This is a genomic window from Streptomyces sp. HPF1205 (genome assembly GCF_020400825.1).
Classification (GTDB): Bacteria; Actinomycetota; Actinomycetes; order Streptomycetales; family Streptomycetaceae; genus Actinacidiphila.
In genome coordinates, this window is the sequence record NZ_JAINVH010000003.1 from 246,702 (window position 1) to 258,514 (window position 11,813).

Annotated in this window: 11 protein-coding genes; 6 read left to right on the top strand and 5 right to left on the bottom strand. The window is 73.0% G+C overall.

The features are described 5' to 3' along the window. Positions 1-156: 156 nt before the first annotated feature. Positions 157-951, bottom strand: coding sequence for a VOC family protein (locus tag K7G61_RS05115; protein WP_225845379.1), 795 nt, complete (start codon positions 949-951; stop codon positions 157-159). Positions 952-1,269: 318 nt separating this feature from the next. On the opposite strand from K7G61_RS05115, the gene K7G61_RS05120 reads away from it, so the two are divergent. The 3 genes from K7G61_RS05120 (at position 1,270) to K7G61_RS05130 (ending at position 4,913) form a co-directional block, all read left to right on the top strand. Further along, positions 1,270-1,917 carry a TetR family transcriptional regulator gene (locus K7G61_RS05120; RefSeq protein WP_225845380.1) on the top strand — a complete coding sequence of 216 codons (648 nt, stop codon included), beginning with the start codon at positions 1,270-1,272 and terminating at the stop codon, positions 1,915-1,917. 826 nt (positions 1,918-2,743) lie between these two features. Further along, positions 2,744-3,664: a trypsin-like serine protease gene (locus K7G61_RS05125; RefSeq protein WP_225845381.1), complete on the top strand. Its 921-nt coding sequence runs from the start codon at positions 2,744-2,746 to the stop codon at positions 3,662-3,664. Positions 3,665-3,743: 79 nt separating this feature from the next. After that, the gene (locus K7G61_RS05130) at positions 3,744-4,913 is read left to right on the top strand and encodes an NAD(P)/FAD-dependent oxidoreductase (protein ID WP_225845382.1); all 1,170 of its coding nucleotides are present in this window, start codon (positions 3,744-3,746) and stop codon (positions 4,911-4,913) included. Between the two features lie 95 nt (positions 4,914-5,008). On the opposite strand, the gene K7G61_RS05135 is transcribed toward K7G61_RS05130, so the two are convergent. Further along, the gene (locus tag K7G61_RS05135; protein WP_374204058.1) at positions 5,009-6,337 is read right to left on the bottom strand and encodes an MFS transporter; all 1,329 of its coding nucleotides are present in this window, start codon (positions 6,335-6,337) and stop codon (positions 5,009-5,011) included. Positions 6,338-6,408: 71 nt separating this feature from the next. On the opposite strand from K7G61_RS05135, the gene K7G61_RS05140 reads away from it, so the two are divergent. After that, complete coding sequence (locus K7G61_RS05140) at positions 6,409-7,551, top strand: GlxA family transcriptional regulator (protein WP_225845384.1); 1,143 nt, start codon at positions 6,409-6,411, stop codon at positions 7,549-7,551. Between the two features lie 170 nt (positions 7,552-7,721). On the opposite strand, the gene K7G61_RS05145 is transcribed toward K7G61_RS05140, so the two are convergent. The 3 genes from K7G61_RS05145 to K7G61_RS05155 all read right to left on the bottom strand — a co-directional run bounded on the left by K7G61_RS05145 (position 7,722) and on the right by K7G61_RS05155 (position 9,521). Continuing rightward, positions 7,722-8,132: an ATP-binding protein gene (locus tag K7G61_RS05145; RefSeq protein ID WP_225845385.1), complete on the bottom strand. Its 411-nt coding sequence runs from the start codon at positions 8,130-8,132 to the stop codon at positions 7,722-7,724. Positions 8,133-8,492: 360 nt separating this feature from the next. Continuing rightward, positions 8,493-8,999 carry an O-acetyl-ADP-ribose deacetylase gene (locus K7G61_RS05150; protein ID WP_225845388.1) on the bottom strand — a complete coding sequence of 169 codons (507 nt, stop codon included), beginning with the start codon at positions 8,997-8,999 and terminating at the stop codon, positions 8,493-8,495. A gap of 117 nt (positions 9,000-9,116) precedes the next feature. Beyond that, positions 9,117-9,521 (bottom strand): STAS domain-containing protein, encoded by a 405-nt coding sequence (locus tag K7G61_RS05155; RefSeq protein ID WP_225845573.1) that lies wholly within the window; start codon positions 9,519-9,521, stop codon positions 9,117-9,119. Positions 9,522-9,828: 307 nt separating this feature from the next. Between K7G61_RS05155 and K7G61_RS05160 the strand changes: the two genes are divergently transcribed. Continuing rightward, complete coding sequence (locus tag K7G61_RS05160; RefSeq protein WP_225845390.1) at positions 9,829-10,404, top strand: sigma factor; 576 nt, start codon at positions 9,829-9,831, stop codon at positions 10,402-10,404. Further along, positions 10,401-11,798, top strand: a complete 1,398-nt coding sequence (locus K7G61_RS05165; protein ID WP_225845391.1) for a maleylpyruvate isomerase N-terminal domain-containing protein — start codon at positions 10,401-10,403, stop codon at positions 11,796-11,798. Before K7G61_RS05160 ends, K7G61_RS05165 begins: the two co-directional genes overlap by 4 nt. Positions 11,799-11,813 lie beyond the last annotated feature (15 nt).

Below are 11,813 nucleotides of genomic sequence, written 5' to 3' on the forward strand. Positions count from 1 at the left end.
CCGATTCTTCCTGGGATGGGCGCCGGTTGCGAACCCGGGGCCGCCGCGACACGCCCCGGGAGCGAACTCGCTATCATCCGCCCCCGGGAGGCCGGCGGTGGCGCGCCGCGCCGAACGGGCCGCCGGAAAGCCGGCCGCCGACCGCTCGGGCCGGGGCTACCGGCCGGGTATCCCGCCGCCCCTGCGCCGCACGTCCACGACCGCGAAGTGTGCGCCCTGGTCGTCGGCGACGACGGCCGTCCGGCCGTACGGGGAGTCCTCCGGGTCCATGACGACCTGCCCGCCGAGCCGGCGGACGGTGGCAGCCGCATCGTCGCAATCGGGGACGACGAAGTAGATCCGGAAGGCGGAGGGGACGCCCGCGGGAACCTCGTCGCCGCGCCGCAGACGACCGGCCGCCTGCGCCTCGGGATCTCCGGGCAGCGTCCACACCTTGTAGTCGAAGGTGCTGCCGTCGCCGATCTGCCGGGCGTCGTAGCCGAAGACCGCGGGATAGAAGGTGTCGACGGCGTCCGCGTCCCGCGTGTGGTTCTCGGTCCAGCAGAAGGCTCCCGGCTCGTTCACGACACCGAAGCCGGGGTGGCCGCCACCCTGCCAGACGCCGAAGAAGGAGCCGCCGGGGTCGATCGCGCCGAGCATGACCCCGGCGTCCCCGATCGCGTCCGGGCCGAAGGCCACCTGGCCGCCGGCCTCCCTTATCCTGGCCGCGGTCTTGGCCGCGTCGTCCGAGGCGATGTAGACGCTCCAGGCCGCGGGCATGGACGCGTCCGCCTTGCTCATCAGCGCCGCGACGGCCTTCCCGTCCCGCTCGGCCATCGTGTAGTGCCCGAACTCCTCGCCCTGGTCCCGGAAGGTCCAGCCGAACAGCTCCCCGTAGAAGCGCCTGCCCGCCTCCAGGTCCGGCAGGAACACGTCGGCCCAGCAGGGCGCACCTTCGCTGAATGCGGACATGGCCAGATCCTCTCCCCGTTCCTCGGGCCGTCGGCCCGTCGTGCTGTGGTGTTCGCCACGTTAATCAGTGATCTTCCCCGTCACGCGAGCCAAAAATCGAACGTATGGTCAATTTTTTCGAGGCGGGTGCGAAGAGGGGGGCCGAGGTGGCGACGATATCCCCACAAAACACCCATTCACGCCAATTCGACCACTCGGGCAAGGTTGCCCCGTGAGCGGAAAAACCGCCCTTGAGCTGCGGATTCACCGAGCGCGAGGCCCCTCCCCGTTTGCACCCTGTCAAATCGCGCGCTGATCACACGCCGGTAAACTGACGGCATGACAGGACAAGTTCGCACCGTCGACGGCCGTGTGGCGGGCCGCCGCGGGCAGGCGACGCGGCAGAAGCTGCTGGACTGCCTCGGCGAGATGCTCAGCACGTCGCCGTACCGCGACGTCAAAGTGATCGACGTCGCACGGATGGCGGGCACCTCCCCCGCAACCTTCTACCAGTACTTCCCCGACGTCGAGGGCGCCGTCCTGGAGCTCGCCGAGGAGATGGCCAAGGAGGGGGCCGGCCTGACCGACCTGGTCGCGGGCCGCTCCTGGGCCGGGAAGTCCGGCGCTCAGGCGGCGGACGAACTCGTCGACGGCTTCCTCTCCTTCTGGCGCAAGAACGACGCCATCCTGCGCGTCGTCGACCTGGGCGCGGCGGAGGGCGACAAGCGGTTCAACAAGATCCGCATCAGGATCCTCAACGCCGTCACCGGCTCCCTCACCGAGTCGATCAAGGACCTGCAGAGCAAGGGCAGGGTCGACAAGGACATCAGCGCTCCGGCCGTGGCCGGCTCACTGGTGGCCATGCTGGCCGCGGTCGCCGCGCACCAGAAAGGTTTCACCGGATCCGGCGTCAAGCAGGCCGACCTGAAGCCGAACCTGGCGCTCCTGGTCCACCTGGGAGTGACTGGGCGGAAGCCCCCGAAGTAACCGCGCCTCCCCGTCGGCCCGCGCCCGCGCGCCGCGTGTTCTGCTGAATCGTCACGCCGATCACAGGCTGCGACTCGGCCTCGGGGGAGGACGCAGCCCCCGCCCGTCTCTCCGCCCCGGGCCGCTCGGCCCATCCCGCTCGGCCCACCGCCTGGCGCCCGCCGACCGGGCGACCGACCGCCGCCCGAAGTCCGCCGACCGCCCGCCGCGTATGCCTACTGCGCCCCCGGCCCCGGTGCCATGGACTGCCCCTCCCGTACCCGCCGACGGCCACTGCCCGCCCGCGTCCCCTCCCGTCGCTCCCCGTCCGCGTCCCGGCGTCGTCGCGGCGGTCGCCGCCGGCCCGGCGGTCCCGCCCCGCCGACGGGCCACCCCGTCGTCGCGCTCGCGGCCCGAAGGCGGTCTCGTCGCCGGTTCCCCACCACCGCGGTCCGCGCTCACCGGTCGCGGTCGCCACCGCGACCAACCCGCTGACCACCGGTGGCCGCCATGCGCCTGACCCTCCGCCGTCCCGACCGCATCCATTGCGTCCGATTCGCCGATTCGACCGCGCCGCGCCGCGCACGCGCACCCCCCTCCCCCGTCCGAGAGGAGCATGATGTCCCGCATGACCGGCAGCCGCGGTCCTCGCGTGCCCGGGGCTCCGCGGCCCCCGAGTCGGCCGCCGCCCGGGCTGCGGCCCGCCCCACGGGAGCGCCCCTCCACGGGTGCACCGCTCCACGGGAGCACGCGCACGCAAGCACCTTCGGAAGGAGACCAGCCGCACCGACACCTCGCTGACCACCGACGCCCAGCCCGCTGATCGACACTGATCGAAAGGCCCCGCGTGCTCCGACGACTCCTGCTGCCGCTGGCCTGCACGGCCGCGCTGACACTGGCCGCGATGCTGCTGCCGGTGGCCGGGCACGCCCGGAGCGCGGACGAGTGGACCGGCGAGGCCGCGGCCCGCTTCTGGACACCGGAACGGATGGCCGACTCCATGCCCGCCTCCGGGAGGGTGCCGAACCCGCCTGCCCGGGCCCGGGCAGGCGCCCTGGGCGCGATGCCCACGGACAGCGCGGCCGCGCACTTCGGCGGCATCCCCACGGTCGGCATGCTCTTCTCCGTGGACGGCGACATGACCGCGCACTTCTGCTCGGCGAGCGTCGTCGACAGTCCCGGCCGCGACCTGATCCTCACCGCCGCGCACTGCGAGCTGGGCACGGACATCGGCTTCGTGCCCGGGTACCGCAGCGGCGCCGCCCGCCAGCCGTACGGGATCTGGGCGGTCAGCCAGGTCTTCACCGATCCGCGCTGGACCCCCGACGACGACTCCGCCTCGGACTACGACTTCGCCTTCGCCCGCGTGCGCCCCAGGTCGGACGGCCGACGGATCGAGGACGTCACGGGTGCGAACCGGCTGGCCCGCACCCCTGGCTACCAGAACCGCGTCACCGTCATCGGCTACCCGCACACCGCGGACAACCCGGCCGACGAAGCCGTCACCTGTACCACCACCACCGCACGGCTGGTGGGGACGCGTCAGCTCCAGATGGTGTGCGAGGGGTTCTACACCGGCACCTCCGGCAGTCCCTGGCTGATCGACTACAACGCCGGGACGAGGAGCGGGTCCGTCATCGGCATCATCGGCGGCCTGGACGGCGGCGGCCCCGACGACCGCATTTCGTACAGCCCCTTCTTCGACGACGCGGTGCTCGCCCTCTACCAGGCGGCGGTGCGGGCGCGGCCCGCTTCCCGGCACCGGTGATCGGCGCCCCGAAGACTGGTTAACTTCCGGTACCACCATCCCTTCTTCATATGGTCTTCACCGGTTCCGGGAGTTCCACATGTCCGACCCCACAACCGCCGGTCCGGGCGCCGGCGCCGCCGCGCCCGACGCCATCGTCATAGGCGCCGGTCCCGGAGGTCTGGCCGCGGCGGCGGCGCTGGCGCGACGGGGGCTGCGGCCGCTCGTCGTGGAACGCGCGGAGCGGCTGGGAGCGTCCTGGCGGGGCCACTACGACCGGCTGCACCTGCACACCACCCGCAGGCTTTCCGCCCTCCCCGGGCTGCCCATCCCCCGCGCCTATGGCCGCTGGGTAGGCCGCGACGACGTGGTGCGGTACCTGGAGCAGTACGCGGAGTACCACGGCCTCGACATCGCCACCGGCATCGAGGTCCACCGGGTGGAGAGGTCGGACACCACCGGGTGGGAACTGCCGGCGACGGGCGGGCGGGTGCTGACCTCCCCCGTGGTCGTGGTGGCGACCGGCCACAACCACACACCGTACGTACCCGACTGGCCCGGGCGGGACGCCTTCCGCGGTGATCTTGTGCACGCCTCCCGGTACCGTGACCCGGCGCCGTACAAGGGGCGTGACGTCCTGGTCGTCGGGGCCGGCAACACGGGCGCCGAGATCGCCGTCGACCTGGCCGACGGCGGCGCGGCCCGGGTGCGGCTCGCCGTGCGCACCGCGCCGCACATCCTGCGCCGCTCCACCTTGGGCTGGCCCGCGCAGGCCAGCGGCATCATCTGCCGCCGCCTGCCGACCCGGCTGGTGGACCGGGCGGCGTCGTACGTGGAGCGGCTCGCGGTGCCCGACCTGACCGAGTTCGGCCTGCCCAGGCCGCGGACGGGGCTGTACACGCGGGTACGGGAAGGGGCGATCCCGGTGCAGGACGTGGGCCTGATCGCGGCGGTACGGGCCGGGCGGGTCGAACCGGTCGCCGGCGTGGAGGGCTTCGCGGACGGGAAGGTGCGGCTGGCCGACGGCGGCGAGATCGAGCCGGAGGCGGTGATCGCCGCGACCGGCTACCGGCGCGGGCTGGAGCCTCTGGTGGGACACCTCGGTGTCCTGGACGAACGCGGCCGGCCGGTCGTGCACGGCGCCCGTACGCCGCTGGGCGCGCCCGGGCTGTACTTCACCGGTTTCACCAACCCGATCAGCGGGATGTTCCGGGAGATGGCCATCGACGCGCGGCGCATCGCCCGTTCGGTGGCGCGCGCCGCCCGCTGACCGGCCGCCCCGCCACCGGTCCCGGACAGCTCGCTCGGTTCACTCGGACGGGTGAAAGCGGCGGATGCCGGAACATCCGCCGCACAGCGGGGCGTTCACACAGCAACCGCCACCGGTGGGACGGCGACCGGGCGGTGGCGGATGACCAGGGACATCAGCGCGGCGATCGCGCACAGCGCACCGGAGGAGTACCAGACGACGTCGTAGGAACCGAGGGCGTCACGCGCCACACCGCCGAGGTAGGCGACCAGAGCCGCACCGATCTGGTGCGCGGCGAGGACCCAGCCGAAGACGATCGCGCCGTTCTCGCCGTAGTGCTCACGGCACAGGGCGATGGTCGGCGGCACGGTGGCCACCCAGTCCAGGCCGTAGAAGACGATGAACAGAACCATCGGGGGGTGGATGCTGTCCGCCAGCAGCATGGGGAGGAACATGAGCGACAGACCGCGAAGGCCGTAGTAGATCGCCAGCAGACGCCTGGGTGACAAGCGGTCGGTGAACCAGCCCGAGGCCACCGTGCCCGCGATGTCGAACAGGCCGATGACGGCGAGCAGGGAGGCGGCGGTGGTGACCGGCATGCCGTGGTCGTGCGCTGCGGGCACGAAGTGGGTCTTCACCAGCCCGTTGGTGGAGGCGCCGCAGATCGCGAACGATGCCGCCAGCAGCCAGAAGGTCCCGGTGCGCGAGGCGTCCCGCAGCGTCCGCAGCGCCCGGGCGGCGGCCCCGGTGACCGGCGGCGGCTTCGGAGTGAACTCCGCGGCCCCGTAGGCGGCAAGTCCCACGTCGGCGGGGTGGTCGCGCAGCAGGAACCACGCCAGTGGCACGACCGCGACGGCCGTGAGGGCCACCGTGGTGGCGGCGGGCCGCCACCCGTGGTGCTCGGTGATCCACGACAGCAGCGGCAGGAAGACCAGTTGGCCCGCCGCTCCGCCCGCGGTCAGGATTCCGGTGACCAGGCCGCGCCGGGCCACGAACCAGCGGTTGGTGACCGTCGCGGCGAAGGCCAGGGCCATGGACCCGCTGCCGAGCCCGACCAATACGCCCCAGCACAGCACCAGTTGCCAGCTCTGCGTCATGAAGACCGTGAGGCCGCTGCCGAGCGCGATCGTGAGCAGGGCGCAGCACACCACGCGCCGAATGCCGAAACGGTCCATCATCGCGGCCGCGAAGGGCGAGGTCAGGCCGTAGAGAGCCAGGTTGACGGAGACGGCGAGGCCGATCGTGCCACGGGACCAGCCGAACTCGGTGTGCAGCGGGTCGATCAGGAGTCCGGGCAGCGAGGCGAAGGCGGCGGCGCCGACGATGGTCACGAAGGTGACGGCGGCGACCGCCCAGGCACGGTGCACGCCGAGGGGCCGGGGGGCCCGGGGACCGGCGGGCACTGCCTCGGCGCCGGGCGCGGGAGCTTGAGATGTCTGCGTCACCCGGTCAGTGTCGGGGAGCCGTGCGAGCGCCATCGAGTGGCCCGAAGGCCATGATGTGAAAGGATCGGGCCATGGCCGTTACCGCGCAGCCCCTGCCGTCCGTCCCGCCGCGGTCCGCGCCCGCTCTGCGGATGCCCGAGCCGACCGCTCCACCGACGTCCACGCCCGCGCCGCCCGCCCCCGGGCAGCACGCGACCGTTCCGTCCGCGGCTCCGCCGACCGCTGTGTTCCGGCACCCCGACCGCCATCACGTCGCCGTCTTCGCCCTGGACGGTGTGATCCCCTTCGAACTCGGCATCCCCCTGCGGATCTTCGGTGCCGCCCAGGACCCCGAGGACGGCTCGCGGCTCTACGAGGTCGTCACCTGCAGTCTCCGGCCGGGGCCGGTCAGAACGGACGCCGACTTCACGATCATGGTGGAGCACGGCCAAGCCGCCCTGAGGGAGGCCGACACCGTGGTCGTCCCCGCCTCGTACGAGCCGAGCCCGGTCTTTACCGAGGGGGTCCTGCCGCCCGCGCTGGCCGAGGCGTTCGCCGCCTTCCGGCCGGGGGCGCGCGTCGTGTCCATCTGCACCGGGTCCTTCCTGCTGGCCGCCGCCGGGCTGCTGGACGGCCGCCCGGCGACCACCCACTGGTCGAGCGCGGAAGACCTCCAGCGACTCTTCCCCCGCGTCAAGGTCGACCCCGACGTCCTGTACGTCGACGACGGCGACGTCCTGACCTCGGCCGGGGTGGCCGCCGGGCTCGACCTGTGCCTGCACATCGTGCGCCGCGACTTCGGTACGGCCGTCGCCAACGCGGTCGCGCGCCGTACGGTCGTCCCCCCGCACCGCGACGGCGGCCAGGCCCAGTACATCCGCCGGCCGCTTCCGGAGCCGCAGTTGGCCAGTACGGAACGGGCCAGAGCCTGGGCGCTGGACCGTCTCGACCAGCCGCTGACCCTGCGGCAGATGGCCGACCGCGAGTCGATGAGCGTACGGACCTTCACCCGGCGGTTCCGCGAGGAGGTGGGGCTGAGCCCCGGCCAGTGGCTCACCCGGCAACGGGTGGAGCTCGCACGCCATTTGCTGGAGTCCACCGAGCTCGGAGTGGATCAGGTCGCGCGCCAGGCGGGTTTCGGCACGGGAGCGTCCATGCGCCAGCACCTGCAGGCGGCGCTGGGCGTCTCCCCGACCGTGTACCGCCGCACCTTCCAGGCCGAGACCCGCTCGTGACAACGGCCGCGGCCGGACCCTCGACCCCGGTCCCGACGCCGCCGCCGCACTCTTCCGTTCCGGTCCGCGGTCAGCCGTGCCCCTCAGGCGTGCCCTTCCGGTTCGCGGTCAGCCGTGCTCTTCCGGTTCAGGCCGGCGGCCGACCGTGCCCTTCCGGTGCCGGCCGGCGGTCACCCCAGCGCGGCCGCGGCCCGGTCGACCTCGCACCAGATCTGCTTGCCGGCGCCTTCGTGGTGCCAGCCCCAGCGGTCGGCGAGGCCGTCGACAAGTTCCAGGCCGCGGCCGCCGGTCTCCTCTCGGGAGGCGTGGCGCGGGGCCGGCGGCGCCTCGCTGGCGTCGGCCACCTCGACCCGCACCGGGGCGGCGGGCGCCATGGGGAACAGCATGCGCAGGACGGCGGGGCACCCGGTGTGCACCACCGCGTTGGTCACCAGCTCCGAGATGAGCAGGATGAGGGTCTCGGCCACCGGCTCGTCGGCTCCTATTCCGGAGCCCACCAGCCGCGACCGCGCCCACCGGCGGGCCCGCCCCACTTCCGCGGGGTCCGCCCCCACCTCCAGCTGCACCTGAAGCACCTGCACTGCTCACACCATCCGAACCGGCGGATACAACGCCTCACACCCGCCCAAGACCACCGAGCGTGACCTTGGCCTGACACAGCATGATTGACCCGCAGTCACCCCAACAAGCGCTTCGGGCATATTCCCGCGCGGCGCGGGGGGCGTACTGCATACTGTGCGGCGCATTCGGCGGGAGTCCGCGCGCCCTGCTCCGACACCGGTCCGGCCAGGCCGGACGGTGCTGCGAAGAGGCCGGGAACACACACGCACCCGATGGAGGGTACCCGAGGAGGGTCCCGACTCCGCCGTGTAACAAGTCACACATCGGCCACAACAAGGTGCGGACGCTCTGTAATCGGACCATCCATGGCGCCGTGCCCCTTACCGGTAGGCCGTAAAAGCCTCATAAGCCGCATCACTGAACAATACGAACCGGACCTCGCGCACCCTGGTCCCCGATTCCCGTACGGTGCGCACCGCGATACGGGCGCCGTCGTCCATCGGCCAGCCGTAGACCCCGGTGGAGACGGCGGGGAAGGCGACGGTGGCGGCGCCGAGTTCGTCGGCCACCCGCAGGGATTCGCGGTAGCAGGAGGCGAGGAGCCCGGAGCGGTCCTCGTCGGGCCGCCAGACCGGCCCGACCGTGTGGATCACCCAACGCGCGGGCAGCCGCCCGGCAGTGGTCGCGACCGCCTGCCCCGTCGGCAATCCCTTGCCGTAATGGGAGGCGCGCAGCGCCCGGCACGCGTCGAGGATCTCCGGGCCGCCCTTGCGGTGGATGGCGCCGTCCACTCCCCCGCCCCCGAGCAAGGAGGAATTGGCGGCGTTGACGACCGCGTCAACGTGCTGCTCGGTGATGTCACCTTGTACGAAATCGATGTGGACCATGAGGCCATGGTGGCGCGGCCGCGGGAGAGAGGCCCGCGGAACGAGGAGTCGGGGACCGCGCGTCGCCGCCGCACTGGCGGGCCCCAGGTCGACGGCGCCCCGGCCCCGAGGTGGATCTCAGGCCGACAGCGGCCGGGCGGTGTCGTCCGTGGCCGCGTCGAGATCCGGATAGACCTCGAACAGCCGGCGAACGCCGAGAGCGGCCAGAACGCGGTTGACATGCGCCTCGCCACCGACGGCGGCCCCGGCCGAGCCCGCCGTCACCCCGCCGCCGACGGGTACCTCCTCGGGAAGGACGATCCGCAGCCGCCCGGCGCACGAACGCATCAGACGCCGCGCGCCGATCAGCACACCCACTCCGCTGGAGTCGCAGAAGCGCACGTCGGCGAGGTCGAGCACCACGCTGCGCCGCCCCTCGGCGACCGCGTCGTGCACCTTCTGGCGGACCGCGGGGGACGAGATCAGGTCCATTTCGCCCGCGACCGTCACCACCACCCAACCGTCCCGCTCGGCCTGGGTCACCAGCACTTGGTCCCCACCTCGCCTCGCCGTGGGCCTCGGAGTCGTCTTCACATCGAGCCTATGCCCGTTCTCAGTCGTAACCCTGCAATGTTCCGGTCACACCCGCATAACGGACTACCAAAAGTGGTCGCTCCGGACAGCAGGTTGCGGCAAAGCACCGTGCGTACCACCGGCCGGCCGGTACCGTCGGGGCAGGCACCGGGACGAGACGGACACGAGCCGGAGACGACCGGCCGCGGTGGTGTCGGGCCGGGGGCCGAGCGCATGCCGGAACGCGACGGGCAGGGCAGGGCAAGGGGGCCAGGAGATGGCGACACCCGCACCACCGCGCTGGGACCGCAAGATGCAACAGCGGCTGGCGCGGGGCGAGGAGGCCGCGCTCGGCGAGCTGTACGACCGCTACGCCTCCCTCGTGCACAGCCTGGCGCACCGGGTGATGGACGACGACGACGCGGCGGACCTGATCACCCGCGAGGTGTTCGGCTACATATGGGAGAACCCGGACGCGTACGAACCCAAGCACGGCTCGCTGCGGTCGTGGATCGCCGCGCTCACCCAGCGGCAGGCGGTGCACAGGCTGCGCCAGTCCGCGGGCCGGGGCCGCTCCGATCCGGCCGAGGTGGAAGCCCGGGTACGCGAGGCGAACACGGCCGCCCGCGCCGACTTCATCGTCACCTCGATGCCGGCGCCCCTGCGCGCAGCACTGGAACTCGCCTACCGGGAGCGGCTCGACTACCGCGCGGCGGCGGCCGGTCTCGGGGTGAGCGCGGACGAGGCACGCCGAAGGCTGCGGCTGGGCCTGCAGTTGCTGTCCACCGCCATGGAACCGGACAACGCCATGGGCAATCCCCCCGATCCCCGTCTGCGCCGGGGCCCGCGATGAAGGGCCCGGCCTTCCGCGACGGCGGCGGACACGAAGGCGGCGGCGACGGTGTGCCGCGCGTCCCGCACCAGCGCGACCAGGGCGGCACTCCCGACGACGAGCCGCGCCGGCCGCCGCACGATCCGCCGCTTCACCGCGACCCGTACGACGCCTCGTACGAGACCCCGCACGACGCGCCGCCCCAGGAGCCGCCCGGCGAACCGACCGGCGAGCCGACCTCGCGGGCCGGCCGGTCGCCGCAGTACGACCACTACGTCCTGAAATCCCTTCTCGGCGCCTGGGCGCTGGCGGCGTGCTCGCGCGACGAGGCGCTGGCGGTCGAGGTGCACCTGACGGACTGCGCGCCCTGCGCGGAAGAGGCGCTGAGGCTGCGGGACGCGGTGGGGCTGCTGCACCAGGAGGAGTCGCTGGACCTCGATCCGCTGCTGCGGGCGCGGGTGCTGGAGGGCTGCCTGGGCCGGCGCCCGGCGCGCATTCCCGTACCGGAGTGGGCCGGACCGTACGACGCGGAGGCCGCGCGGCTCGACGCCTTGCTGCGCGACCTCGGGGACTCGGACTGGGCGGCGCCGGTGGAGATGCGCTGGTTCGACGGCGCGCCGGTCTCGCGGCGCTTCTCGCTGCGCCAGGTCATCGCGCATCTGACCGCGGTGGACAGCCTGCCCGGGCGGGCGCTGGGGCTTCCGCCGCCGGGCGCGGATCCGGCGGCGCGCTCCGGACGTCTGGGGCGGGGCCGTCTGCGCAGGCCCCACGCCGAGCCCGAGTTGCCGGTCGTTCCGTGGGAGCGCACGGCCGCGTACTGGGAGGAGTGCGGGCACCTGCCGGGCGCCGGCTTGCGTGCGCTGTGGCGGGAGCAGACGCACAGCCTGGTCCGCACCGTCTCGTTCGCGGGCGGCGGCGTGGCCGGACTGACCGTGGAGTACGGCGACTTCGCCCTGCCGCTGCGCGACTCCTTCGTGGACCGGGCCTTCGAGTGCTGGATCCACGCCGGCGACATCGCCGAGGCGGTGGACTACCCGTACGAGCCGCCGGCCCCGCACAGTCTCAACATGATGATCGATCTGGCCGCGCGGATGCTGCCGAACGCGCTCGCCGACCGGCGCAGGGCCGGGCTGACCACCTCACCTTCCCGCCTCGTCGCGGCGGGCGCGCCCGGGCGGTCGCTGCTGCTGGAGATCGAGGGGCCCGGCGGCGGCAAGTGGTACCTGCCGCTCGACTCGCCGGGCGCACTGGCGTCGGAGGACGAGACGGTGGCGCACGTGGCGATGGACGGCGTCGAGTTCTGCCAGCTCGCCGCCGGCCATATCGAGCCGGAACGGATCGCGGCCGGTCAACTCGGTGATCGCGCGGTGATCAGGGATGTGCTCTTCGCGACCGCTTCGCTCTCCCGGCTGTGACCTTGGCCGCGGTGG

Coding starts and splice junctions, on each gene's coding strand:
- K7G61_RS05115 (WP_225845379.1), bottom strand. CDS start 951: ATGTCCGCATTCAGCGAAGGTGCGCCCTGCTGGGCCGACGTGTTCCTG.
- K7G61_RS05120 (WP_225845380.1), top strand. CDS start 1,270: ATGACAGGACAAGTTCGCACCGTCGACGGCCGTGTGGCGGGCCGCCGC.
- K7G61_RS05130 (WP_225845382.1), top strand. CDS start 3,744: ATGTCCGACCCCACAACCGCCGGTCCGGGCGCCGGCGCCGCCGCGCCC.
- K7G61_RS05140 (WP_225845384.1), top strand. CDS start 6,409: ATGGCCGTTACCGCGCAGCCCCTGCCGTCCGTCCCGCCGCGGTCCGCG.
- K7G61_RS05150 (WP_225845388.1), bottom strand. CDS start 8,999: ATGGTCCACATCGATTTCGTACAAGGTGACATCACCGAGCAGCACGTT.
- K7G61_RS05160 (WP_225845390.1), top strand. CDS start 9,829: ATGGCGACACCCGCACCACCGCGCTGGGACCGCAAGATGCAACAGCGG.
- K7G61_RS05165 (WP_225845391.1), top strand. CDS start 10,401: ATGAAGGGCCCGGCCTTCCGCGACGGCGGCGGACACGAAGGCGGCGGC.